Here is a 24,257-nt window from a genome sequence, read left to right as displayed (position 1 = left end):
CGTACCCGATGCGGGAACTTCGCCAGCTGTCCGCGCGCTTGCATACAGTGGCACGACTAGCAGGAATTCAGCAGTTTTCCGCGATCGAAGGGACGTACATGCCCATGGGTCACACGGCCACAGCCGAGGCCGGTTCCGGCGGCCTGACAGCGACCGAGCACCGCCTGGCCAACGGCCTGCGTGTGGTGCTCTCCGAGGACCACCTGACCCCGGTCGCGGCGGTGTGCCTCTGGTACGACGTCGGCTCGCGTCACGAGGTCGCGGGCCGCACCGGGCTCGCCCACCTCTTCGAGCACCTGATGTTCCAGGGTTCCGGCCAGGTGAAGGGCAACGGCCACTTCGAACTGGTCCAGGGAGCGGGCGGTTCGCTCAACGGCACGACGAGTTTCGAGCGCACCAACTATTTCGAGACCATGCCGACGCACCAGCTGGAGCTCGCTCTCTGGCTGGAGGCCGACCGTATGGGTTCGCTGCTCGCCGCGCTCGACGACGAGTCGATGGACAACCAGCGGGACGTCGTCAAGAACGAGCGCAGGCAGCGTTACGACAACGTTCCCTACGGCACCGCCTTCGAGAAGCTGACCGCCCTCGCGTACCCGGAGGGCCACCCCTACCACCACACCCCGATCGGGTCGATGGCAGACCTGGACGCGGCCACCCTTGAGGACGCGCGCGCCTTTTTCCGCACCTACTACGCGCCCAACAACGCCGTGCTGTCGATCGTCGGGGACATCGACCCGGAGCAGACGCTCGCCTGGGTCGAGAAGTACTTCGGTTCCATCGCGGGACACGACGGCAAGCCCGCCCCGCGCGACGGCTCGCTCCCGGAGACCATGGGCGGACAGTTGCGCGAGGTCGTCGAGGAGGAGGTCCCGGCGCGCGCGCTGATGGCCGCCTACCGGCTGCCGGAGGACGGCACGCGCGCGTCGGACGCCGCCGACCTCGCCCTGACCGTGCTCGGCGGCGGCGAGTCGTCCCGGCTCTACAACCGGCTCGTACGCCGTGACCGCACCGCCGTCGCGGCCGGGTTCGGCCTGCTGCGCCTCGCCGGAGCGCCCTCCTTGGGGTGGCTCGACGTGAAGACGTCCGGCGACGTCGAGGTCCCGGTCATCGAGACCGCCGTCGACGAGGAGCTCGCCCGGTTCGCCGAGGAGGGCCCCACTGCCGAGGAGATGGAGCGCGCCCAGGCCCAGTTGGAGCGCGAGTGGCTGGACCGTCTCGGCACGGTCGCGGGCCGCGCCGACGAACTGTGCCGCTACGCGGTCCTGTTCGGCGACCCCCAGCTCGCCCTGACCGCCGTGCAGCGCGTTCTCGACATCACCGCGGAGGAGGTCCAGGAGGTCGCCAAGGCCCGTCTGCGCCCTGACAACCGCGCGGTGCTGGTCTACGAGCCGCTCGCCCCGGACGAGACCGACGCGCCCGAAGAGACCGACGCCGCCGAGGCCGGCGGCGGCGCCGCCGACAACACCGACGAGGAGGCGGCCAAGTGACCGAGCTCGCCACGATGGAGTTCCACCCGCAGCCCCAGGCCGGCGAGGCCAGGCCCTGGGCCTTCCCGGCGCCCGAGCGCGGCACCCTCGGCAACGGCCTGACGCTGTTGCGCTGCCACCGCCCCGGCCAGCAGGTCGTCGCGGTGGAGATCCTCCTGGACGCCCCGCTGGAGGCCGAGCCCAAGGGCCTCGACGGCATCGCCACGATCATGGCGCGGGCCTTCTCGGAGGGCACCGACAAGCACTCGGCCGAGGAGTTCGCCGCCGAGCTGGAGCGCTGCGGCGCCACGCTCGACGCCCACGCGGACCACCCCGGCGTACGGCTCAGCCTCGAAGTCCCCGTCTCCCGCCTGCCCAAGGCGCTCGGCCTGCTCGCCGACGCCCTCAGGGCACCCGCCTTCGAGGACGGCGAGATCGAGCGGCTGGTGCGCAACCGGCTCGACGAGATCCCGCACGAGAGCGCCAACCCGGCCCGGCGGGCCGCCAAGGAGCTGTCCCGGCAGCTCTTCCCGGCGGACTTGCGGATGTCGCGTCCGCGCCAGGGCACCGAGGAGACGGTCACCGCGATCGACTCGGCGGCCGTCCGCGCCTTCTACGAGAAGCACGTGCGCCCCGCCACGGCCACCGCGGTCGTCGTCGGCGACCTCACGGACGTCGACCTCGACGCGCTGCTCGGGGACACGCTCGGTGCCTGGACCGGATCGCAGGCCCAGGCGCGCCCCGTGCCCTCGGTGACCGCCGACGACACCGGCCGCGTGATCATCGTCGACCGGCCCGGAGCCGTCCAGACGCAGCTGCTCATCGGCCGCGTCGGCGCGGACCGGCACGACCGCGTGTGGCCCGCCCAGGTGCTCGGCACGTACTGCCTCGGTGGCACCCTCACCTCGCGCCTGGACCGTGTCCTGCGCGAGGAGAAGGGATACACCTACGGTGTGCGGGCGTTCGGCCAGGTGCTGCGCTCCGCTCCGGACGGGACGGGCGTCTCGATGCTCGCCATCAGCGGCTCCGTGGACACCCCGAACACCGGCCCGGCGCTCGACGACCTGTGGAAGGTGCTGCGCACCCTCGCAGCCGAGGGCCTGACGGACGCCGAGCGCGATGTCGCCGTGCAGAACCTGGTGGGTGTGGCGCCCCTGAAGTACGAGACCGCGGGCGCCGTCGCGGGCACGCTCGCCGACCAGGTCGAACAGCATCTGCCGGACGACTTCCAGGCGACGCTGTACAAGCAGCTCGCCGCGACCGGCACCGTGGAGGCCACCGCGGCAGCCGTGAACGCGTTCCCGGTGGACCGTCTGGTGACCGTCCTCGTCGGTGACGCGGCGCAGATCGAGGAGCCCGTCAGGGCCCTCGGCGTCGGCGAAGTCAGCGTCGTGCGAGCCGAGTAGGGATCGGTGACCGGGCAGGGCCTGAGATCGAGCAGGACCTGTCACGGCCGGGGCCCGGGTGGCTGGACGAGTCACCCGGGCCCTTTCCTGTCCTTCTACGCCCACGGTGTGTCCGTATTGCAGGGAAGTTGCCTGTCTGCCCTGTGGCGTGCGCTACAAAAATGGTGATCCGTTTGTCTATTGAAAGAGGCGCCGCTTAGCGTCGGTCCGGCTGTTCGTCAGGCACTGCGCCGCGTCCGCGGCACCGGACAGTCATCGCCGAGTCCCCGTACGGCGCGAGCCAGGGGAGCCGGGGACCCATGTCCCTGGGGTGAATCGGACGCCCTTCCCGAAGGGGGTCCGTAGGAGACCTTCCTGCTCCGAACCCGTCAGCTAACCCGGTAGGCGAGAAGGAAGGAAAGGACCAGCCACTTCATGGCGTTCACCCGCGCCACAGGGAAGCACCGTCTTCCCAGCCGCATGACGCGCACCACCCGCAGGACCGTCGGCGTCGCCGCCCTGGCCACCACCGGTGTCGTGGGCACGCTGGCCGCCCCGGCGTTCGCCGCCGAGAGCGAGATCGAGCAGACAGGTCCCCTCAAGGCCGTCACCATGGACGACCTGGTCGCCCACGAGATCGACGCGCAGGCCGCCGCCCAGCGCCAGGCCGCCGAGCAGGCCGCCGCCCGCGAGAAGGCCGAGGCCGCCGCTGAGAAGCGTGCGGCGGAAGCCGCGGCCAAGGCCAAGGCGAAGGCCGAGGAGGAGCGCGAGGCCAAGGTCCGTGCGGCCCGCGAGGCCGAGCGCAAGCGCCTCAACGCCTACACCGCGCCGATCACCGGCTCGTACGTCTCCACCTCCTACCAGGCCGGTGGCGGCGTCTGGTCCTCCGGCAGCCACACCGGCATCGACTTCCACGCCGCCAGTGGTACCGCCGTGCACGCGGTGGGCTCCGGCACCGTCGTGGAGGCAGGCTGGGGCGGCTCCTACGGCAACCAGGTCGTCATCAAGATGGTTGACGGCACGTACACCCAGTACGGGCATCTCTCGTCCATCGGTGTCTCGGTCGGCCAGACGGTCACTCCGGGACAGCAGATAGCCCTCTCCGGGGCGACCGGCAACGTCACGGGGGCGCACCTGCACTTCGAGGCGCGGACGACCGCGGAGTACGGATCCGACATGGACCCCGTCGCGTACCTTCGCGGGCACGGCGTGAACGTCTGACCGCACGGCACCCCGCACCGCACCGCACTGCCGCACGGCACCGCACTGCCGCACGGCAGCCTCCGTCGAAGGCCCCGGCCCCGGCTCACCGAGCCGGGGCCTTCGCGCCTTCGGACGGCTTCCGGTCACTTTCGCACCGGACGACTGCCTGTTCACAAGCGCGGTGTGTCCAAAAAATATCCATGGATTCCCGGCTGCCTTCGGAATTTCCCGTTCTCTGCAATAGAGTCACCGAACAAGCGTCAATCGACCGCGTTTCGCGGGGATTAAGGCGGAGGTCCGGTCATGCGTATTCCCGCGCGCTCGGTATGCACGGCGATCCGGGACGACATCGTCGCGGGTGTCTACGAGCGCGGCAGCCGGCTCACCGAAGAACTGCTCGCGCGCCGCTACGGCGTCTCGCGGGTTCCCGTGCGCGAGGCGCTGCGCACCCTGGAGGCGGAGGGCTTCGTGGTCACCCGTCGGCACGCGGGCGCGTGCGTCGCGGAACCCACGGAGCAGGAGGCCGCCGACCTCCTGGAGATGCGCGTGCTGCTGGAGCCACTGGGCGCCGCCCGTGCCGCCCAGCGGCGCACCGAGGCCCATCTCAAGGTGCTGCGCGGCCTGGTCAGGCTCGGTCAGGAGCGGGCGAGGCGGGGCAACAGCGAGGATCTGCGCTCGCTCGGCGGCTGGTTCCACGAGACGCTCGCGCAGTCCTCGGGCAGCCCGGCGCTGACCTCGACGCTCGGCCAGCTGCGGCACAAGATCGCCTGGATGTACTCGGTCGAGGCGTCCGCGCACCCCGCCGAGTCCTGGACCGAGCACGGGGCCATCGTGGACGCGGTGGCCCGCGGTGACAGCGACCGGGCGAGGACGATCACGGCGCTGCACACGGAGCGGGCGACGTCCGCCCACCGGCTGCGGTTCCCCGGCGGTGGCCGCGCCGAGCGTGTGAGGACTTCGCAACATCCCGTAAACACGGCGGGCCCGCGGCATTAACAGAAGAGCCGTATACAAAGAGGGATATTCGGCGGGGTCCTATTTCTGGTGCCCTTTTCTTCCGCGTGCCTGAAATTGTCGGGCACGTCATTTTCGTGCGCGCGGAAGCGGGCGGAAATCGATACGCCACGCGCAGGAAAACAACGGCTCCCGGCCCCGTACGTGCAAACCCGTGCGTGCAACCCGTGCGCGCAAAAACGGCGGAGCCGCGTCGCCCGGGGTGGGGGTGACGCGGCTCCGCCGTACGGGATCCGACGGGCCCGATGGGGTCCGACGGAATCCGGGAGGCCCGAGGGGGCCCGACGAGGCCCGAGGAGGTCCGAAGAGGTCCGAGGATGCCTGCGGGTCAGACCGTCTCGGGGAGCTCGTCGAGACCTTCGGCGACCAGCTTCGCCAGACGGTCGAGCGCGGCGTCCGCGCCCTCGGCGTCGGAGGCCAGGACGATCTCCTCGCCGCCCTGGGCGCCCAGGCCGAGGACCGCGAGCATGGACGCGGCGTTGACGGGGTTCCCGTCGGCCTTGGCGATCGTCACGGGGACGCCGGTGGCCGTGGCCGCCCGGACGAAGATGGAGGCGGGACGGGCGTGCAGGCCCTCGGCCCAGCCGACGTTGACGCGGCGCTCAGCCATGTGATGCTGCCCTTCAGGTGTCAAGGTTGTCTAGACCAGTGTTCCATACGGTGAACGGTGAGGCGTGCCTTGCGCGGGTGCGGACCCGACTCCAGGACTGCCCCGGCTCCAGGACTGCCCCAGTCCCAGGACTGCCCCGGCCCCACGATCGCCCCGGGCCCTCAGACTGCCCCGGGCCCCCGCCGGACGCGAACCCGCCGTTGTCCGACCCGAGTCGTACTCTGGGCCCCATGCAGACCCCGCCGGACCGGCACGAGTACCCCGCTCACTGGGAGGCCGACGTCGTCCTGCGCGACGGCGGCACCGCGCGCGTCCGGCCCATCGCGGCCGACGACGCCGACCGTCTCGTCAGCTTCTACGAGCAGGTGTCCGCCGAGTCGAAGTACTACCGCTTCTTCGCGCCGTACCCGCGTCTGTCCGCCAAGGACGTCCACCGCTTCACCCACCACGACTTCGTGGACCGGGTGGGACTCGCGGCGACCGTCGGCGGCGAATTCATCGCCACCGTACGGTACGACCGCATCGCCGCGGACGGCCGGCCCGCCTCCGCCCCGGCGGACGAGGCGGAGGTCGCCTTCCTCGTCCAGGACGCCCACCAGGGCCGTGGCGTGGCCTCCGCCCTGCTCGAACATGTCGCGGCCGTCGCCCGTGAGCGCGGCATCCGCCGCTTCGCCGCCGAGGTGCTGCCCGCCAACAGCAAGATGATCAAGGTGTTCACGGACGCCGGGTACCAGCAGAAGCGCAGCTTCGAGGACGGCGTCGTACGCCTGGAGTTCGACCTGGAGCCCACCGACCGTTCGCTCGCCGTGCAGCGCGCGCGGGAGCAGCGGGCGGAGGCGCGTTCCGTGGCCCGGCTCCTCGCCCCCGGTTCGGTCGCGGTCGTCGGAGCGGGCCGCACACCCGGGGGAGTGGGCCGCAGCATCCTGGAGAACCTGCGCGACGCGGGCTTCACCGGGCGCCTGTACGCGGTGAACGGAGCACTTCAGGAGAAGGAGCTCGCCGGGGTCCCGGCCCACCGCTCCGTGCGTGACATCGGCGAGCCCGTCGACCTCGCGGTGATCGCCGTCCCGGCCGAACGGGTCCCGGAAGCGGTGGCGGAGTGCGGCGAGCACGGGGTGCAGGGGCTGGTCGTGGTCTCCGCGGGATACGCCGAGAGCGGCACCGAGGGCAGGGAGCGCCAGCGCGAGCTCGTACGCCAGGCGCGTACGTACGGAATGCGCCTGATCGGGCCGAACGCCTTCGGAATCATCAACACCTCTCCCCGGACCCGGCTCAACGCCTCGCTCGCGCCGGAGATGCCGCGCACCGGACGCATCGGCCTGTTCGCCCAGTCCGGAGCCATCGGGATCGCGCTGCTGTCCCGTCTGCACCGGCGCGGCGGCGGCGTCACCGGGGTGACGGGCGTGTCGACCTTCGTCTCCTCCGGCAACCGCGCGGACGTGTCCGGCAACGACGTCCTTCAGTACTGGTACGACGACCCGGACACCGATGTCGCGCTCATGTACCTCGAATCGATCGGCAATCCGCGGAAGTTCACCCGCCTCGCCCGGCGCACGGCCGCGGCCAAGCCGCTGGTCGTCGTCCAGGGCGCGCGGCACGGCGGAGCCGCGCCCCAGGGGCACGCGGTACGGGCCACCCGGCTGCCCCACGCCACGGTGTCCGCCCTGCTGCGGCAGGCCGGGGTCATCCGGGTGGACACGATCACGGAGCTGGTCGACGCGGGGCTGCTGCTGGCGCGCCAGCCCTTGCCCGCGGGCCCGAGGGTGGCGATCCTCGGCAACTCCGAGTCGCTCGGGCTGCTGACGTACGACGCGTGTCTCGCCCAGGAGCTGCGGCCGCTGCCGCCCCGCGACCTGACGACGGGCGCCACGGCCGAGGACTTCCGTGCCGCGCTGGCGCACGCTCTGGCCGACGACGCCTGCGACGCCGTCGTGGTCACGGCGATTCCGGCGGTGGGCGAGCGGTCCGCGGCGGACGCCGCTCTGGCGGAGGCCCTCCGTTCGGCGTCGGCGGCGGCTCCCGCCAAGCCGGTTCTGGTGGTGCACGTGGAGCTGGGTGGACTCGCGGAGGCACTGTCCGCGGCAGCCGGCACCGCACCGGCCGGGGGCGCCGCACCGGCCGACACCGCAGCGACGGGGGAAGCCGTACCGACCGGCAGCACATCGGCAGCAGCCGGTCCACCACCACAAGCCGCTCCCGTGCTCCCCGGGACGGAGAGCGTCGAGGCAGAGAGCGTCGAGACGGAGAGCGCGGGTACGGAGAGCGCCGGCACGGAGAGCGCCGAGGTGGACTCCCGGCTCATCCCCGCCTATCCCGCCGCCGAGCGAGCCGTGCGCGCGCTCGCCGAAGCCGTGAAGTACGGCCAGTGGCGGCAGGAGTCCGCCGATCCGGGGCGGGTGCCCGAGTACGAGGACATCGACGAGAAGGGCGCGGCCGAACAGATCGACCAGCTCCTGGCCGACGCCGCCGCACGACCGCAACCGCAACCGCGACCCGAGGCGGAAGCACAACCGGAAGCAGAACCGGATGCAGAACCGGAAGCTCAACCGGATGCACGGCCCAGTGGACCTGAGGAGGCCGCGCTCACCCTCGGCCCCGACGACACCTGCGCCCTCCTCGCCCGGTACGGCATCGACGTCCGTCGCGCCCTGCCCGCCCCCACCCCCGGAGAGGCGGTCGCGGCGGCGGAGCGCCTCGGCTACCCCGTGGCGCTGAAGACCACGGCCCCGCACCTGCGGCACCGCGCCGACCTGGGCGGCGTCCGCCTCGACCTGGCGGACGAGGAGCAACTGCGGCGCGCGTACACCGAGTTGACCAGCCTCTTCGGGGAGCCCGAGGAACTGCGCCCGGTGGTACAGGGCATGGCGCCACGCGGCATCGACACGGTCGTACGGGCGGTCATCGACCCGGCCGCCGGAGCGGTGCTCTCCTTCGGGCTCGCGGGAGCGGCGTCGGAACTGCTCGGAGACACCGCACACCGACTGATTCCGGTCACCGACCGCGACGCCGCCTCACTGGTCCGATCCATCCGGACCGCGCCCCTCCTCTTCGGCTGGCGCGGCTCGGCCCCGGCGGACGTCGCGGCACTGGAAGAACTGCTGCTGCGCCTGTCACGGCTTGTCGACGACCACCCCGAGGTCGTCTCCGTGTCCCTGGAACCGGTCGTCGTCGCCCCGCGCGGGCTGAGCGTGCTCGGTGCCTTCGTACGGCTCGCGCCGCCGCCCGCCCGCGACGACCTCGGGCCCCGCACGCTTCCTGTGTACTGAGCGGTGCCTCGCAGTCAGTACGCCCCCGTAGAATGGACGTCATGGCCAAGACCAGTACGACGACCCAGGGGCTGCGAGCGGCGATCGAGCGCAGCGGCTACTACCCGGCCCTTGTGGCCGAGGCGGTGGAGGCCGCTGTAGGGGGCGAGCCCATCCGGTCGTATCTGGTCCACCAGGAGACGACGTTCGACGCGAACGAGGTGCGCCGGCATGTCACGGTGCTCGTCCTCACGGGCAACCGCTTCATCGTGAGCCACACCGACGAACAGGCGGCGGACAGCACGTCCCCCACGCCGTACGCGACGACGTCCACCGAGTCCGTGAAGCTCGGCCGTATCTCGTCCGTCGTGCTCAGCCGGGTCGTGGCGAACCCGGAGAAGTACGTGGTGGGGACCCTGCCGCGCGAGGTCGTCCTCACCATCGGCTGGGGCGCGGTCGCCCGTATCGACCTGGAGCCGGCGGCCTGCGGCGACTCCAACTGCGAGGCGGACCACGGCTACACGGGCAGTTCGACGGCGGACGACCTGAGCCTGCGGGTCAGCGAGGCCGGTGACGGGCCGGACGCCGTGCGCCAGACGCTCGCCTTCGCGCAGTCGCTCTCCGAGGCGACCACGGACGTCACCCGCTGATGTCCCAGCAAGTCTGGGACGACCCCGAACCGCTCACCGTCGAATCCGCGCCCGTACCCGCATACGGAACGGGTTCGCTCGCCGACCTCCTGCCCACGCTGGCCGCGGGCATGGACGTACCGGACATGACCGCCTCGCTGGGCGAACTGAGCCCGGCCGACCGGAACTGCGTCTTCTTGATCGACGGCCTCGGCTGGGAACAGCTGAAGGCGCACCCGGACGAGGCCCCGTTCATGAGCTCCCTGCTGGGCAGCTCGCGCGGCGGCACCGGCCGGCCGCTCACGGCGGGCTATCCCGCGACCACCGCCACCTCGCTGGCCTCGGTCGGCACCGGCCTGCCCCCTGGAGCGCACGGGCTGCCCGGCTACACCGTGCGCAACCCGGAGACCGGCGAGCTGATGAACCAGCTTCGCTGGATCCCCTGGACCAAGCCGGACAAGTGGCAGCCGTATCCCACGGTGTTCCAGCTGGCCGACGCGGCGGGTGTGCACACGGCCCAGGTGTCGGCCCCGCACTTCCAGAACACCCCCCTGACCAAGATCGCGCTCAGCGGCGGCACGTTCCACGGACGGCTGACCGGCGAGGACCGCATGGACATGGCGGCCGAGCAGCTGGCCGCGGGGGACCGCTCGCTGGTCTACACGTACTACGCGGAGGTCGACGGCAAGGGACACCGTTTCGGCGTCGACTCCGACCCCTGGCGCGGACAGCTCATGTACGTGGACCGGCTGGTCCAGCGCCTGGCCGAGCAACTTCCGCCGCGCGCGGCCCTGTACGTCACGGCCGACCACGGCATGATCGACATCCCCTTCGGTGAGCAGCACCGGATCGACTTCGACGAGGACTGGGAGCTGCGCGCGGGCGTCGCCCTCCTCGGCGGCGAGGGCCGGGCCCGGCACGTGTACGCGGTTCCGGGCGCCGAGTCGGACGTCCTGACCTGCTGGCGTGAAGTCCTCGGCGAGCAGTTCTGGGTGGCCTCGCGCGACGAGGCGATCGCCGCGGGCTGGTTCGGCCCGCACATCGACGAGCGGGTGTACGCGCGCATCGGCGACGTGGTCGCGGCCGCCCGGGACGACGTCCTGATCACCGCGTCCGAGCGGGAGCCGAAGGAGTCGCTGATGGTCGGCAACCACGGCTCGATGACCCCGGCGGAGCAGCACATTCCGCTGCTGGAAGTGCGTTCCTGACCCTCCGCCCGCGGCGCGTCACCCCCTGCTCAGCCCTCACGCCGCCTTTGCTCCACCGCTGCCTCACCCCTGCTGAAAGGTGCTGGACCCCCCATGCCCGAGCTGGTCTTCTTCTCCGGAACCATGGACTGCGGGAAGTCGACGCTGGCTCTGCAGCGAATCCACAACCGGTCGGCAAGGGGTCTACAGGGCGTGATCTTCACACGTGATGACCGGGCGGGGGAGGGGAAGCTGTCTTCGCGGCTCGGTCTGGTGACGGATGCTGTCGAGACGGCACCGGAGATGGATCTGTACGGCTATGTCGTGCATCAAATGTCGCAGGGCGACAGGGTCGACTACCTGATCGTGGATGAGGCACAGTTCCTGGCGTCCGAGCAGGTCGACCAGTTGGCGCGGGTCGTGGACGACCTGGACCTCGACGTTTTCGCCTTCGGGATCACGACCGATTTCCGCGCCAGGCTCTTCCCGGGCTCACAGCGACTGATCGAGCTGGCGGACCGGATAGAGGCGCTCCAGGTGGAGGCGATGTGCTGGTGCGGGGCGCGTGCAACGCACAATGCCCGCACGGTGGATGGCGAGATGGTGGTGGAGGGTGAGCAGGTCGTCGTCGGCGATGTGAACCGCCCGACCGCGGAGGTCGGCTACGAGGTGCTGTGCCGGCGTCACCACCGCCGCCGCATGACGAGTGCCGCTGGGCGTGCGGGCGCGCTCTCGCCGGACGTCCTGCCGTTTGCTCCCTCTTGAGCCTCGCACTTCCCTGTGCCCCGGTGGGGGCGCGTCCGCTGCCGATGGGCCGCCCGCGTGAGGGGTGCGGACTCCGGACCCCGGCGCCTTCACCGGCTCGGGGAGCTGGGCGAGTGGACGCCGGAGTCGAGCAACGACGGGCCCTCGGTCCATGAGACGCCCGGGCCGCTGTGCCGCACACCGGTCCCACGCTGAGGCAGGATGGGGCCAAGAGGACATCGCCCTCATCATGAAGTCTGCGCCGTCCGACGGCACTTGTAGCGCAGGCTCACGCGGTTGCGCGTCTGGCGGAGAGAAAGGTGCGACGGTTGGCTGAGGAGAGGACGGCCCCGGTCCCGTCGCCCTGGATGACGCTGTCCGGCCGGTACGGACGCGCCGTCGCCCGTGCATGCGACATGGGTATCGCGCTGGCGGTCCTGGTGGCGGCGCAGTACTACGGAGCTGAGTACGACCTGCTCCTGGGCGGGCTGATGGCACTGTGCCTGCTGGCCCGCAGACCGTTCCCCGGCACGGTGCTGGCAGCCGTCCTGACGCTGAGCGTCGTCCAGTTCGCCCTGCACGGACTGCCCGAACTTCCGCTGGCGTCGGCGCCGGCCTCGTACGACGTGGCCGTGCTGTTCGCCATGATGTCGGTCATCCACCATTCCCGGACGCCCTGGATGCCGTATCTCGCGGGCGGCGTGGTGCTGTTGGCCTCGGCGGCCGGGACGGTGGAGACGGCGGCTCCCGGCATCGAGCCGTCCGTCGATCTCGAATCGCTCCTGATCCTCTGGGGACTGACGCTGACGGTCTGGCTGACGGCCTTCGCCCTGCACACGCGGCGCCTCTACGCCGAGAGCCAGGCGGCCCGCGCCTGGCACGTCGAGCGGGAACAGGAGCAGCGCGTCCGGCTGGCCGCGGCCCGGGAGCGGGCCGAGATCGCCCGTGAACTGCACGACGTGGTGGCGCACAGCCTGGCCGTGATGATCCTCCAGGCCGACGGCGCCGAGTCCGTGCTGCGGAAGTCGCCGGACATGGCGCAGTCCGCGCTGAAGACGATCGCGGCGACGGGCCGGGACGCGATCGACGACATGCACCGCGTCGTCCGGGTGCTGCGCGAGGGGAACCCGGACTCCGCCGACAGCGGCCCGGCACGGCGCCTCGTCACCCTCGACGAGATCAAGGTCGTCGCCGAACGCGCACGGGCGGCAGGGCTGACCGTGGACGTGTCGGTCGAGGTCGGCGAAGGACGGCTGTCGCCGGCGGAGGAGATGACGGCCTTCCGTATCGTCCAGGAGTGCCTCACGAACGTGCTCCGCCATGCCGGAGCCGGGGCCGGGGTCGACATCCGGCTCCACGAGGAGCAGGGCACACTGCTGATCGGTGTGGTCGACGACGGAGCGGGCACCCTCGCCGGCCGCGGCATCGGTGGGCGCTCCGGAGGCAACGGGCTCGTGGGGATGCGCGAGCGGGCGGAGCTGGCCGGCGGCAGCTTCGAGGCCGGCCCCCGGCTCGGCAGCGGATGGCACGTACGTGCCTCGATTCCGACAAGGACGAAGTGATGACGCAGGCAGGCAGGCCGATCCGGGTGGCCGTGGTGGACGACCAGCCGCTGATCCGGGCCGGTTTCTCCATGGTGCTGGCCGGTCAGGACGACATCGAGGTCGTGGGTGAGGCGGAGAACGGGGCGGACGCCCTCGACCTGCTGCGAAAGGTCGAGGCGGACGTCGTCATCATGGACATCCGCATGCCCGTCATGGACGGCATCCAGGCCACGGAGCAGCTGATGCGGATGGACGATCCACCCGGGGTGCTGGTGCTGACCACCTTCGACAACGACGAGGACGCGTTCGCGGCGCTGCGCAGCGGAGCGGGCGGCTTCCTACTGAAGAACGCTCCCGCCGCGGAGGTCGTGAACGCCATCCGGGTCCTGGCCGCGGGGGAGTCGGTGGTGGCGCCGCGTATCACCCGGCTGCTCCTCGACCGGGTCTCCGACCGGCTGGGACCGGCTAACGGACAGGGCGAACGGCTGGACGTCCTCACCGCGCGCGAGCGGGACGTGCTCGCCCTGGTCGCCCGGGGACTGTCCAACGCCGAGATCGCGGCGGACCTGTATGTCGCGCAGGCCACGGTGAAAACGCACCTGGGCAACCTCATGGCGAAACTGCACCTGCGGGACCGTGCCCAGGCCGTCGCGTTCGCCTACGAGTCGGGGCTCGTCCGTCCCTCCCCCTGAGAGTTGCGGTCCTTCCCCCGAGAGTTCCGTCCCTCCCCCTGAGAGTTGCGGTCCTTCCCCCGAGAGTTCCGTCCCTCCCCCTGAGGGTGCAGAGGCGCCGCCGGATTCTGCCCCTGGGGGTGCAGGAGCCACCCCGCCCGGTGGGCCAGATCCGTCGCGTCCGATCTCAGATTCGTGGCCGATGCCCGGCGGGCCGCCGAACTCCAGACTTCTCACTGTCGCCGAACGCGGCCGAGAACCACACTGGAGGACCCGATGAGCACCATGCCCACCACGCCCACCACACAGAACCGCAAGCGGAACCGCCTCGTCATCGGCGCGGTCACGGCCGTGATCGCCGCGGCCCTGGCCGCCGGGGCGGGGTACTGGTGGCAGGACCGCAACGAGCTCAGCCAGGCGTCCGCCGAGGACTGCAAGCTGGCGCAGCGCATCGTCACCGAGGCCGAGGGGATCTCCACCGGCCCCGTGCCGGACGCGGAGAAGTGGTGGAAGGAAACCGGCGACGAGCGTCGCGCGCAGATGAAGGACGGTTACCTCGGAGCCAAGATCTCCCAGTACGAGGGGTGGGCGCTCGGGGCCGCCAAGAAGTCCCCCGAAGCGCCGTCCACGAAGGACGTGAAGAACCTCCAGGAGGACGCGCAGGGACACTGCTCGGATTCCGGCGTCACCCTCTCCATGCCGCCGCTCGGCTCCTGACCCGGATCGCGAGAACTGTTCCCATGGCTCTCCACACCGCCCGCGGTCACACACCGGACGACGTCATCACCGCTACCGCCCTGGTCAAAACCTACTGTCAGGGCACCGCCGAGGTGCGGGCCCTCGACGGGGTGTCCGTCGGCGTCCAGCGTGCCCGGTTCACCGCCGTCGTCGGCCCCTCCGGGTCGGGTAAGTCGACCCTGATGCACTGCGTCGCCGGACTCGACACCGTCACCTCCGGCAGCATCGTCCTGGACGGAACGGAGATCACCGGGCTGTCCGACCGGCAACTGACCCGGGTGCGCCGGAAACAGATCGGGTTCGTCTTCCAGTCGTTCAACCTGCTGCCGCAGCTGACGGCCTACGAGAACATCGTGCTGCCCGTCGCCATGTCCGGCGGGCGCCCGGACCGCGAGCTGGTGGACCACCTCTGCGAAGTCCTCGGCATCGCGAACCGGGTGTCGCACCGACCTGCCGAACTGTCAGGGGGCCAGCAGCAGCGGGTCGCCGTGGCCAGGGCGCTGGTGGCCCGGCCGGCCGTGGTCTTCGCCGACGAACCCACCGGCAACCTCGACTCCCGGGCCGGCGCCGAAGTCCTCACCATGCTGCGCCGGTCCGTCGACGACCTCGGCCAGACGGTCGTGATGGTCACCCATGACCCCGAGGCCGCGCGGTACGCGGACCGCGTGCTGACCCTCGCGGACGGACATGTCGTGAACGACGAGCACGCCGCCCCCACCGGGCGGGCCGCCGCACTCGCCACCGACGTCAGGGAGGGGCGGCGATGAGGACTCCCTGGCGTGCGACCGTCCTGGGCTCCCAGGTGGCGGAACTTCTGAGGCGGCCCGGACGGTTCGCGGCGACCGGACTGTCACTGCTGATCGCGGCATTCGTCGTCTTCGGGGCCGTCATGGCTCAGCAGATCATCACCGCGACCGTCGTCGAGAAGTTCCGCGGAACACCGGAAGCGGTGTCACTGGTGCTCACGCCCGGCGACGACGGCAACGACGGCGACGACGACGGTGAGGACATCGGCGAGGCCCGCCTTCGCGAGGTCCGGAAGACGCCCGGAGTCACCGAGGCCGTCGGCCGGATCGACGGTGGCAGTCCGCTGGCCGGCAGCGCCGTCGAACGCTACCTCGATCTGTCCGCGGACCCCGGCACCGGCGCCCTGGCGGAAGTCCGGTTGCTCAAGGGCACGTACCCCTCAGGCCCGGGCCGCCTCGCCGTCAACACGCAGGCCGCGCGGGAATACGGTCTCGCTCCGGGATCGTCGCTCACCCTGCTGCAGCCCGAAGCCGACGGAGACGGCACCCGACGGGTGACGGTCGAGGTCAGCGGCATCGTCAGCGGCATCGCCACGAACGACATACAGCCCACGGGGTACGCCCCGGGCCCTCAGCTCGGCGAGCTGCTCGGCGTGTCGGACTATTCCCGTATCGACATCCGCACCGACAGCCGCGCCGACACCGCGTCCTCGGCGTCCGGTTCCGTGTCCGCGGAACTGACGGAGCGGATCCGGCAGGCGGTGCCCGGAGCGCGGGTGCGGTCCGGGGACGAGGTGCGGGCGGAGGAGGCCAGTGCGGCGGTGGCGGAGGCGAAGGACATCCTGGAGCTGGTCACCGTCTTCCTCGCCGTCGCCGTCGGCGCGGCCGTTCTCGTCGCGACCTCCACCTTCCGCATCGTCTTCGCCCGGCGCGTACGCCAGTTGGCGCTGCTGCGTGCCATCGGGGCGACCTCACGACGGCTCGCCGCCGCGCTCGTCGCCGAAGGAGCGGTGGTCGGCCTGCTGGCCGGCGCGACCGGTGTGGTGGCGGCCTGGACCTGCGGGCAGCTCGTCCCTCTGGTGGCCGGGCGGTTCGGGCACGACCTGTTCGCACCCTCCCAGGTCCCGCTGACAGAGGCCGTTCTCACCGTTCTCGGCACTGTTGCCCTGGCGATCCTGGCTGTCCTGGCCCCCTCCCTGAGCGCCTCACGGGTCTCCCCGCTGCAAGCCCTGCGGAGCGCGGCGGGCGGGCAGGACACGGCGGGCGGCATCGGACGGACCCTGCTGGGCCTGCTGTGCGCGGCGGGCGCCGCGGGTCTCGCATGGCAGCAGTACGGCGGACTGCCCCAGCCGGGCGACGCGGAGTACGACCGGTTCGAGGCGCTGACCGTCGTGGTGCTCTCGGGCGGGCTGGCCTTCCTGGCCCTGATCGCGATCGGCCCCCGTCTGGTCCGGCCCGTGCTGTCGGCCGTCGCCGTGCCACTGCGTCGCACCGGTGCGGCCGGGCGCCTCGCGGTCGCGGGCGTCGGAGGCGCGCCGGGACGGGCCGCCTCGGTCTCGGTCGTCGTGGCCCTCGGCGTCTGCCTGGTCGGCTCGACCCTGACCTGCCTCGCCTCCCTGAACGCCTACGAGCGGTACCGGCAGGCGGTGGAGGCACCCGCCGACTTCCATCTGTACGCGAGAGACAGCGACTCGCTGGACCGGTCGCTGGCCGCCGATCTGACCTCTCACCCCGAACTGGCCGCTGTGACCGCGTTCCGCACGGCGGAGGTCGTCGAGAGCACCCGCAGCGCGACGATCTCCGACCTCGACCTCACCAGCGTCCGCTCCGGCGTGGGCCTGACCGCCCGTACCGGCTCCCTCGGCAGTCTCGACCCCGCCCACGTCGTAGTGGACGCCGATCACGCGCATCGGCTCGGCGTCCGGGCGGGCGACCGGGTGACGCTGAAGTTCAAGGGCCGTCCCGTCCAGCTCACCGTGGCGGCGACGCTGCCCGGAGCCGGACCCTACGGAGGGAACTTCTTCGTCCCCGCCGCGGACCTCAGCGGTATGGGAATGGCCGCGGCGCCCACCACGGTCACCGCCAACGCCTCGAAGGACGGCGCTCAGGGGCGCATACGCGCACAGCGGGCCATCACCGACACGCTGACCGGCCCTCAGCGCGGCGACGGCCGCGTCATCGCCGAGGACTCGGCAGGACAGGCCGGCGAGTCGGACGACCTGCGGACGATGGCCACGACAGTGATCATGGTTCTTGGACTGACCGTCCTGGTGGCGGTGGCCGGAGTCGCGACCACGGCGAGTCTCACCGTCGTCGAACGCAAGCGTGAGTTCGGGCTGCTGCGGGCCCTGGGCCTCAGCGGAGCGGCCGTGCACCGCATGGTCACGGTGGAATGCGGGCTCTACGGCGTACTGGGCGGAGTCCTCGGTCTATCCCTCGGCATGCCGTACTCCTGGCTGGTGGTCCGCGTCGCCCAGACGAGCGCCCCGTTCAGCGTCCCCGCCAGGGAACTCGCGACGGTCTTCACCGTCCTGGTCCTGGTGACCGCCGCCGCGGGAATGGTGCCCGCCCTCCGCGCCTCCCGGACCTCACCGACAGTCGCCGTGGCCCAGACCGAGTAGCCGCAAAGCGGTCGGCATACCCACCAGGGACCCGGTGGGTATGCCGCGTTGTCGTTGTCGTTGTCGTTGTCGGTGTCCGTGTCGGTACGGGTCCGGGTCCGGGCGTGTTGTCCTTCCGGCGCGCGAGCGCCGTGGCCACGTGCCGCGAGGTGGAGCAAGTGCTAACGAGGCTCAGCGGGTGGTCCGTACCAGCGAGAACGCCGCTCCCTCCAGGTCCGCCACCATGGCGACACGGCCGTACGGGCTGTCGTGGGCCGGTTTGAGGACGTGGCCGCCCAGTTCGACGACCAGGGCCACGGCCGCGTCCACGTCGACGGCCTCGAAGTACGTCAACCAGTGGGCGCCCCGGTCGCGGGGCAGGGCGTTGCCGACGCCATGGATTCCGGCCACCGGGCGGCCCTTGATGTGCAGGGTGACGTAGTCGGAGTCGGCCGAGACGACGGGCTCCTCCTCGTAACCGAAGACCGTCTCGTAGAACTTGGCGACACCCGCGGATTCACGGGTGACGAGCTCGTTCCACGTGGGGGCCCCGGGGACCCCGGCGATGCCCGCACCGAGATGGGCCGCGGCCTGCCAGACGCCGAACACGGCGCCCGAGGGGTCCGAGGCGATCGCCAGGCGACCGGCGTCGTCGGCGACCAGCGGACCGACGCCGACCGTGCCGCCGCAGTGCCGGACGGTCTCCGCCGTCAGGTCCGCGTCGTCCGAGGCGAAATAGGGCGTCCACGCCACGGGCAGATGGCGGTCCGGTGGAAGCTGGCCGATGCCCGCCACCTCCTGCCCGTTCAACTGCGCCCGCACATAGGCACCCAGCTGCTGCGGACCGGGCCGGAACTCCCAGCCGAACAGTTCCCCGTAGAACTCCTGGGTCGCGGCCATCCCGTGCACCATCAGACTCACCCAGCAGGGCGCGCCGGGCGTGTACGCAGAGCCGTTCAGGCCGGCCGACTCCCGTGCCTCGGTCATCGTCACCCTCTCCTCGGCGCCTCGCGGGGCGCCTTCACTTCCGCTGTCGAACCGGGCCTCACCACCGTCGTGGACCACGGCGCCCGGTGCCGATGGTCGCACCACCGGCGGTCGGCCGCGCCACGGCCGAACGGCCCACGGCGCGAGGATGCCCGTATTCCTGTTGCCCATCCGTTTCCCCGCGATTGCCTCGGCATGTCCGACGGCCGTACAGCGTGTGCCCGTTCCCGCACGCCGTGTGGTCGGGTCGGCCCGGCGGAGCACAGTAGCCGGACCCGGACGTTGTAGCCACCCCGTGCGCGAGGATGGTGGCCATGAACGCCATCATCTCCGCATCCCGACTCGCGAGCGACCTGACGGGGCCGAACCCGCCGGTCGTGCTGGACATCCGCTGGCAGCTGGGTGGTCCCAACCTGCGCCACTCCTACGAGGAGGCGCATATTCCGGGAGCCGTCTACGTGGACCTGGACACCGAACTCGCCGGCCCCGCCGGCGCGGCGGGCCGCCACCCGCTGCCCGATCCGGAGGTTTTCGCCGAGGCCATGCGCGCGGCCGGGGTCTCCGAGAACCGTGACGTCGTCGTGTACGACGGAGGGCTCGGCTGGGCCGCCGCGCGGGCCTGGTGGCTGTTGCGCTGGACGGGTCACCCGTCGGTGCGTGTGCTTGACGGCGGCCTCGCGGCCTGGAGCGGTCCGGTCGAGAGCGGCCGTGCGGCTCCGGCCGCCGGAACCTTCGTACCGGCTCCGGGGAAGGTGTCCCTGCTCGACGCCGACGGCGCCGCGGCGCTGGCCCGCACCGGTCTGCTCCTCGACGCCCGGGCCGCCGAGCGCTATCGCGGCGACGTCGAGCCGATCGACCGGGTCGGCGGCCACATCCCCGGCGCGGTCTCGGCGCCGACCACCGGGAATGTGGCCGAATCCGGTCGCTTCCTGCCGGCCGGGGAACTCGCCGACCGCTTCGCGTCCCTGGGGGTCGACGGCTCTTCGGAGGTCGGCGTCTACTGCGGGTCGGGCGTCTCCGGAGCGCATGAGGTTCTGGCGCTGGCGGTCGCGGGCATTCCGGCCGCGCTGTACGTGGGGTCCTGGTCGGAGTGGTCGCAGAACGACGGGCGCCCGGTCGCGACCGGCCCCGATCCGCAGTAGCGCCCGGGGCGCGACAGCGGGTCGGGCCGACAAAGCAGCGCTGACCGGCAGGGGATCGTGGACCGGTGAGCAAGCGTGAACCGGTGAGGAAGCGTGAACCGGTAAGGAAGGGCGGACGGGAGAGCAGAGGGCCCGCACCGAGACGGTGCGAGCCCCTGCCACTTCCTAGTCCTGCTTCTTGCGTCGCGTCCCGAAGACGATCTCGTCCCAGCTCGGTACGGCCGCTCTGCGTCCCGGACGGACACCGTCCGCCTCGGCCTGCCGGTCGGTGGCGCCGACGAGCCGGTCGCGGTGGCTGGCCACCGAGCGCGGCATGAGCACGTCCGCGTAGGCGGAGCCCGCCGAGGCAGCGGGAACCTGCGGCTCCTCCACCTCGGGCTCCGGGACGGGCGGTTCCTCCTCCGCGAGGCGTTCCGTGGTCGACGTCGTGGAGGCCGCCGAGGCGGCGGGTCCTGCCGAGGGCCTCTCGGGCACGACCATGTCACCGCGGAAGCTGGGCACCGCCTCCAGGAGGCTGGTCAGCGAGTCGCGCTCACGCTCGCTGACGCCCTCCTCGATGTCCGGCTCGGACGACGGCGGCAGGCTCGGCCGCTCGATCTGCCGGTCCAGGGCGCGGTCCAGCGGACGGTCGCGGGGCAGCCGCGCGATGCGCGGGACGAACGGGAAGCTGGGTTCGGCGGCGCCGAGGTCGTCGGACTCGCCGATCAGCGAGCGGGCCTCGTCGTCGACGGCCTGGACGAGCCGCCGGGGCGGGTCGTACGTCCAGCTCGCGGAGTGCGGTTCGCTCGCCACGCGGTAGACGAGCAGCACCTCCCAGGTGCCGTCGTCGCGGCGCCAGGAGTCCCACTGGACGGTCTCCTTGTCGGCGCCGCGGTGCAACAGGCGCTCCTGCACGGCCTCGCCGAGCTGGGGACCGGTCGTCTCGCCGGGGCGGCGGACGGGCGTTTTGCGGGCCCGCTCCGCCATGAAGGCGCGCTCGGCGAGCACGGGTCCCTCGAAGCGGCGGACCCGGTCGACGGGGATACCGGCGAGCTGGGCGACCTCTTCGGCGGATGCACCCGCACGTATGCGTGCCTGGATGTCTCGGGGGCGGAGATGGCTCTCCACCTCGATTTCGATCTGGCCGAGGCGGGGACGGTCGCCGCGTACGGCGGCGCGTAGACGCTCGTCAATCGGAAGCGTGTACTCCGTGCTGTCCGCAGCCTTCAGCACCAGCCGTGTGCCGTCGTTGGAGACGGCCACGACACGCAGTTCGGGCATGGGGACCTCCCGGGTGGTGCCTGCCGACGTCACGTGCGTCGCTGCTTCCGCTAGTCGAGTGTGGCCTGCCCGGGTGCAGCCTGCCACAACCTTGCCGAATTGCCCGGCGTGTCGGACGGTGGCCCGAACTCGCCGTTATGGCACGGTTACCTATTCGCAACGCTGAGTGACAAAGCTCATCACCCTGTGCAACGGGCCCCCTCTCGGCGGTCCTGTACGGCTCCGGACACCCTGGCGTGCGTCCGGTCCCAGGGCTCGCAACAGTACTCCATTCGGGCCACTTGCGTGGATCGGCACGCCACCGAACTTCTGTCCGGAGGCGGGAGTTGGCCGCCCGGGGTGACGTTCTCGTGATCATGTTGAGACTCGTTCTTCACATGATCGCCAGAAGTGCGGGGAGCCGCTTCGACCGTACGTCCTGTGCTCGGGCAATCGGTCGACACGACGGCTGCTCACGGCCCGCCTGAACCGTTATTCGCCCAGGATCCGCCGCAGGTAGTCGTTGCCGAAGCGCCGTTGCGGGTCGAGGCGGTCCCGCAGTGCGGTGAACTCGCCGAAGCGCGGATAGACGCCGGCGAAGTACTCCGCGTCACGGGTGTGCACCTTGCCCCAGTGGGGCCGGCCCTCGTGCGCGGTGAAGATCCGCTCGGCGGCGCTGAAGTACGCCTGGTACGGCGTCCCCCTGAACATGTGGACCGCGATGTACGCGCTGTCCCGGCCGGAGGCGGTGGAGAGGGTGATGTCGTCCGCGGGGGCCGTGCGCACCTCCACCGGGAAGCTGATGCGCAGAGGCGAACGATCGACCATGGTCCTCAGCTCGCGCAGTGTCTCGACCAGAGCGGCTCGCGGAACCGCGTATTCCATCTCCGTGAAACGCACCCTGCGAGGAGAAGTGAAGACCTTGTAGGGAATGTCGGTGTAGGTGCGCGCGGACAGGGCGCGGCTGGAGATCCGGGCGATCGAGGGGATCGTGGCGGGGACGGCCCGGCCCACGTAGTTGGCCGCCTGGAAGACGCCGTTGGAGAGGAACTCGTCCTCGTACAGGCCGCGGACGGTGCCGACCGGCTTCTCCGGGCCCACGCTGCGGTTGTTGCGCTTGGTGTTGCAGTTGCCGGTGTGGGGGAACCAGTAGAACTCGAAGTGCTCGTTCTCCGTGCACAGTTCGTCGAAGGAGCCCGTCACCTCGTCGAAGCTCATCGGCTCCTCACGGGCCGAGAGGAGGAAAAGGGGCTCTACGGAGAAGGTGATCGCGGTGATGATCCCCAAAGCGCCTATCCCGATCCGGGCCGCCGCGAAGATCTCGGGGTTCTCCTCCTCGGAGCAGGCGAGGACCGAGCCGTCGGCGGTCACCAGTTCAAGTCCCGTGATCTGGGCGGCTATCGAGGCGGAGTCGCGGCCGGTGCCGTGCGTGCCGGTGCTGGTCGCGCCCGACACCGTCTGCTCCATGATGTCGCCCATGTTCGTGAGCGACAGACCCTCCCGGGCCAGGGCCAGGTTGAGGCGCTTGAGCGGTGTGCCGGCCTCGACCGTGACGGTGCCGTTGTCACGGTCGATCCTGCGGATGCCGGTCAACAGTTGAGGGCGGATCAATACGCCGTCGGTCGCCGCCGCAGCGGTGAAGGAGTGGCCCGTACCGACGGCCTTGACTCTGAGCCCGTCCTCGGCAGCCTGGCGCACGGCGGCGGAGAGCTCCTCGACGGAGGCCGGAGTGACCTCCCGGGCCGGCCGGGCGGTGACGTTCCCTGCCCAGTTACGCCAGGTGCCGCTCTTGCCGCTCACTGTGCTGTTCATGGGTTCCTCCCCGCTGCGGAACCGGCCTGCTGAGCCGGCGATACCCGAGGAAACCCACCGCGACCGCGACAGCTCCGGCCGCGACCGGAACCCCGTACCCGGCCCGCGCCCCGGCTGCGTCGATCACCCAGCCGGACAGGGAGGAGCCGAGCGCGACCCCGACCGCGAGCCCCGTGCTCACCCACGTCATGCCTTCGGTCAGTTTCGCACGTGGTACGTGCAGTTCGACGAGGGCCATCGTCGTGATCATCGTCGGTGCGATGGACAGGCCCGCAACGAACAGCGCCACAGCCAGGAACGGCAAGTTTCCGACCAGTAGCAGAGGGATCATACTCACGGCCATGGCGCAGATGCCCAGTACCCACCTGCGGGCGGGCGCCCCCGTGAAGCGCAGCAGCCCGAAGGCGGCCCCGGCCACGCAGGAGCCCGCCGCGTAGACGGCCAGGACGATGCTCGCGGCACCTTTGTGGCCCTCCTCGTCGGCGAAGGCCACGGTGACCACGTCGACCGCGCCGAAGATCGCGCCGGTCGCCACGAAGGTGGCCACCAGGACCTGCAGTCCGGCCGAGCGCAGCGCCGAGCCTCCCGTGTGGTGCCCGCGGGGATGCGGCGGGGGCTCGGTGGCGCGCTGGGACGTCAGCCAGAAGACACCGGCCGCCAGGAAGCAGGCCGCGAGCAGCGGCCCGGCCTCCGGGAACCACACGGTGGACAGGCCGATGGAGATGATCGGCCCGAAGATGAAGCAGATCTCGTCGATGACGGACTCGAAGGCGTACGCCGTGTGGAGTTCGGGCCTGCCGCGGTAGATGAGCGCCCAGCGGGCCCTGGTCATCGCACCGACGCTCGGTACGCAGCCGATACCGGCCGAGCAGAGGAACAGCACCCAGTCCGGCCCGTCGAAGTGAGTGGTGAGCAGGAGCCCGGCGGACGCGGCGAGCGCGGACAGCGTGGCCGGCCGCAGCACCCGCCGCTGTCCGTGCCGGTCCACCAGGCGGGATATCTGGGGCCCGAGCACCGCCGCGGACAGCGCGATCGTCGCCGAGAGGGCGCCCGCGAGCCCGTACCGCCCGGTGACCTGGGAGATCATCGTGACCACGCCGATGCCCATCATCGACAGCGGCATCCGGCCGAGGAGGCCCGCGCCGGTGAAACCCCTGGAGCCGGGTGCGGCGAACAGAGCGCGGTAGGGGCTGAGCACGGGAGGTCTCCGGTGAGGGTCCGGTAAGGCGTGTATCCGACTGATACAGCTTACGAGTCAGGTGACCCTAACCCATGTGTGGATTTTCCCGGTC

Annotated in this window: 19 protein-coding genes and 1 riboswitch; of the genes, 14 read left to right on the top strand and 5 right to left on the bottom strand. The window is 71.3% G+C overall.

Annotated elements, in window-relative coordinates; genetic code table 11:
• Window positions 1-104: 104 nt before the first annotated feature.
• The 4 genes from ACIOKD_RS03260 to ACIOKD_RS03245 all read left to right on the top strand — a co-directional run bounded on the left by ACIOKD_RS03260 (window position 105) and on the right by ACIOKD_RS03245 (window position 5,053).
• Window positions 105-1,490 (top strand): M16 family metallopeptidase, encoded by a 1,386-nt coding sequence (locus tag ACIOKD_RS03260; protein WP_402077693.1) that lies wholly within the window; start codon window positions 105-107, stop codon window positions 1,488-1,490.
• Complete coding sequence (locus tag ACIOKD_RS03255) at window positions 1,487-2,875, top strand: M16 family metallopeptidase (protein ID WP_402077424.1); 1,389 nt, start codon at window positions 1,487-1,489, stop codon at window positions 2,873-2,875. The genes ACIOKD_RS03260 and ACIOKD_RS03255 overlap by 4 nt, the downstream gene beginning before the upstream one ends.
• A 246-nt stretch (window positions 2,876-3,121) precedes the next feature.
• Window positions 3,122-3,277: riboswitch (cyclic di-AMP (ydaO/yuaA leader) on the top strand.
• 12 nt (window positions 3,278-3,289) lie between these two features.
• Window positions 3,290-4,075, top strand: coding sequence for a M23 family metallopeptidase (locus tag ACIOKD_RS03250; RefSeq protein ID WP_402077421.1), 786 nt, complete (start codon window positions 3,290-3,292; stop codon window positions 4,073-4,075).
• Between the two features lie 285 nt (window positions 4,076-4,360).
• Window positions 4,361-5,053, top strand: a complete 693-nt coding sequence (locus tag ACIOKD_RS03245) for a GntR family transcriptional regulator (protein WP_402077419.1) — start codon at window positions 4,361-4,363, stop codon at window positions 5,051-5,053.
• Between the two features lie 346 nt (window positions 5,054-5,399).
• On the opposite strand, the gene ACIOKD_RS03240 is transcribed toward ACIOKD_RS03245, so the two are convergent.
• Window positions 5,400-5,681, bottom strand: coding sequence for an HPr family phosphocarrier protein (locus ACIOKD_RS03240; protein ID WP_107021509.1), 282 nt, complete (start codon window positions 5,679-5,681; stop codon window positions 5,400-5,402).
• Window positions 5,682-5,911: 230 nt separating this feature from the next.
• Between ACIOKD_RS03240 and ACIOKD_RS03235 the strand changes: the two genes are divergently transcribed.
• From ACIOKD_RS03235 to ACIOKD_RS03195, 9 genes are all read left to right on the top strand, one after another.
• Window positions 5,912-8,947 (top strand): GNAT family N-acetyltransferase, encoded by a 3,036-nt coding sequence (locus ACIOKD_RS03235; protein WP_402077416.1) that lies wholly within the window; start codon window positions 5,912-5,914, stop codon window positions 8,945-8,947.
• A gap of 41 nt (window positions 8,948-8,988) precedes the next feature.
• Window positions 8,989-9,576, top strand: coding sequence for a DUF5998 family protein (locus ACIOKD_RS03230; RefSeq protein WP_307535894.1), 588 nt, complete (start codon window positions 8,989-8,991; stop codon window positions 9,574-9,576).
• On the top strand, window positions 9,576-10,763 hold the full coding sequence (locus tag ACIOKD_RS03225; protein ID WP_402077410.1) for an alkaline phosphatase family protein: 1,188 nt from the start codon (window positions 9,576-9,578) through the stop codon (window positions 10,761-10,763). The genes ACIOKD_RS03230 and ACIOKD_RS03225 overlap by 1 nt, the downstream gene beginning before the upstream one ends.
• 93 nt (window positions 10,764-10,856) lie before the next feature.
• Complete coding sequence (locus tag ACIOKD_RS03220; RefSeq protein ID WP_402077407.1) at window positions 10,857-11,507, top strand: thymidine kinase; 651 nt, start codon at window positions 10,857-10,859, stop codon at window positions 11,505-11,507.
• 299 nt (window positions 11,508-11,806) lie between these two features.
• Entirely contained in the window at window positions 11,807-13,048 is a 1,242-nt protein-coding gene (locus ACIOKD_RS03215; protein ID WP_402077404.1) for a sensor histidine kinase, read from the top strand.
• Window positions 13,048-13,722, top strand: a complete 675-nt coding sequence (locus tag ACIOKD_RS03210; RefSeq protein ID WP_402077400.1) for a response regulator — start codon at window positions 13,048-13,050, stop codon at window positions 13,720-13,722. Before ACIOKD_RS03215 ends, ACIOKD_RS03210 begins: the two co-directional genes overlap by 1 nt.
• A gap of 255 nt (window positions 13,723-13,977) precedes the next feature.
• Window positions 13,978-14,418, top strand: a complete 441-nt coding sequence (locus ACIOKD_RS03205) for a hypothetical protein (protein WP_402077396.1) — start codon at window positions 13,978-13,980, stop codon at window positions 14,416-14,418.
• A 23-nt stretch (window positions 14,419-14,441) separates the two neighbouring features.
• Window positions 14,442-15,206, top strand: coding sequence for an ABC transporter ATP-binding protein (locus tag ACIOKD_RS03200; RefSeq protein ID WP_402077393.1), 765 nt, complete (start codon window positions 14,442-14,444; stop codon window positions 15,204-15,206).
• The gene (locus tag ACIOKD_RS03195) at window positions 15,203-17,806 is read left to right on the top strand and encodes an FtsX-like permease family protein (protein WP_402077391.1); all 2,604 of its coding nucleotides are present in this window, start codon (window positions 15,203-15,205) and stop codon (window positions 17,804-17,806) included. Before ACIOKD_RS03200 ends, ACIOKD_RS03195 begins: the two co-directional genes overlap by 4 nt.
• A 171-nt stretch (window positions 17,807-17,977) precedes the next feature.
• On the opposite strand, the gene ACIOKD_RS03190 is transcribed toward ACIOKD_RS03195, so the two are convergent.
• On the bottom strand, window positions 17,978-18,772 hold the full coding sequence (locus ACIOKD_RS03190) for a VOC family protein (RefSeq protein WP_402077388.1): 795 nt from the start codon (window positions 18,770-18,772) through the stop codon (window positions 17,978-17,980).
• A gap of 314 nt (window positions 18,773-19,086) precedes the next feature.
• On the opposite strand from ACIOKD_RS03190, the gene ACIOKD_RS03185 reads away from it, so the two are divergent.
• Window positions 19,087-19,914 (top strand): sulfurtransferase, encoded by an 828-nt coding sequence (locus tag ACIOKD_RS03185; protein ID WP_402077385.1) that lies wholly within the window; start codon window positions 19,087-19,089, stop codon window positions 19,912-19,914.
• A gap of 165 nt (window positions 19,915-20,079) precedes the next feature.
• Here the strand turns inward: ACIOKD_RS03185 and sepH are convergent, their stop codons facing one another.
• The 3 genes from sepH to ACIOKD_RS03170 form a co-directional block, all read right to left on the bottom strand.
• Entirely contained in the window at window positions 20,080-21,174 is a 1,095-nt protein-coding gene (gene sepH, locus ACIOKD_RS03180; protein WP_402077382.1) for a septation protein SepH, read from the bottom strand.
• Between the two features lie 471 nt (window positions 21,175-21,645).
• Entirely contained in the window at window positions 21,646-22,965 is a 1,320-nt protein-coding gene (locus ACIOKD_RS03175; RefSeq protein WP_402077379.1) for a D-arabinono-1,4-lactone oxidase, read from the bottom strand.
• Window positions 22,925-24,163, bottom strand: coding sequence for an MFS transporter (locus ACIOKD_RS03170; RefSeq protein ID WP_402077377.1), 1,239 nt, complete (start codon window positions 24,161-24,163; stop codon window positions 22,925-22,927). The genes ACIOKD_RS03175 and ACIOKD_RS03170 overlap by 41 nt, the downstream gene beginning before the upstream one ends.
• Between the last annotated feature and the right edge of the window lie 94 nt (window positions 24,164-24,257).

The sequence above is a fragment of the Streptomyces sp. NPDC087844 genome (assembly GCF_044742785.1).
Classification (GTDB): Bacteria; Actinomycetota; Actinomycetes; order Streptomycetales; family Streptomycetaceae; genus Streptomyces.
This window is presented reverse-complemented; position numbering and strand designations above follow the sequence as displayed.

Coding starts and splice junctions, on each gene's coding strand:
- ACIOKD_RS03225 (WP_402077410.1), top strand. CDS start 9,576: ATGTCCCAGCAAGTCTGGGACGACCCCGAACCGCTCACCGTCGAATCC.
- ACIOKD_RS03235 (WP_402077416.1), top strand. CDS start 5,912: ATGCAGACCCCGCCGGACCGGCACGAGTACCCCGCTCACTGGGAGGCC.
- ACIOKD_RS03250 (WP_402077421.1), top strand. CDS start 3,290: ATGGCGTTCACCCGCGCCACAGGGAAGCACCGTCTTCCCAGCCGCATG.
- ACIOKD_RS03190 (WP_402077388.1), bottom strand. CDS start 18,772: ATGACCGAGGCACGGGAGTCGGCCGGCCTGAACGGCTCTGCGTACACG.
- ACIOKD_RS03220 (WP_402077407.1), top strand. CDS start 10,857: ATGCCCGAGCTGGTCTTCTTCTCCGGAACCATGGACTGCGGGAAGTCG.
- ACIOKD_RS03240 (WP_107021509.1), bottom strand. CDS start 5,681: ATGGCTGAGCGCCGCGTCAACGTCGGCTGGGCCGAGGGCCTGCACGCC.
- ACIOKD_RS03185 (WP_402077385.1), top strand. CDS start 19,087: ATGAACGCCATCATCTCCGCATCCCGACTCGCGAGCGACCTGACGGGG.
- ACIOKD_RS03175 (WP_402077379.1), bottom strand. CDS start 22,965: ATGAACAGCACAGTGAGCGGCAAGAGCGGCACCTGGCGTAACTGGGCA.
- ACIOKD_RS03230 (WP_307535894.1), top strand. CDS start 8,989: ATGGCCAAGACCAGTACGACGACCCAGGGGCTGCGAGCGGCGATCGAG.
- sepH (WP_402077382.1), bottom strand. CDS start 21,174: ATGCCCGAACTGCGTGTCGTGGCCGTCTCCAACGACGGCACACGGCTG.
- ACIOKD_RS03200 (WP_402077393.1), top strand. CDS start 14,442: ATGGCTCTCCACACCGCCCGCGGTCACACACCGGACGACGTCATCACC.
- ACIOKD_RS03195 (WP_402077391.1), top strand. CDS start 15,203: ATGAGGACTCCCTGGCGTGCGACCGTCCTGGGCTCCCAGGTGGCGGAA.
- ACIOKD_RS03205 (WP_402077396.1), top strand. CDS start 13,978: ATGAGCACCATGCCCACCACGCCCACCACACAGAACCGCAAGCGGAAC.
- ACIOKD_RS03260 (WP_402077693.1), top strand. CDS start 105: ATGGGTCACACGGCCACAGCCGAGGCCGGTTCCGGCGGCCTGACAGCG.
- ACIOKD_RS03210 (WP_402077400.1), top strand. CDS start 13,048: ATGACGCAGGCAGGCAGGCCGATCCGGGTGGCCGTGGTGGACGACCAG.
- ACIOKD_RS03245 (WP_402077419.1), top strand. CDS start 4,361: ATGCGTATTCCCGCGCGCTCGGTATGCACGGCGATCCGGGACGACATC.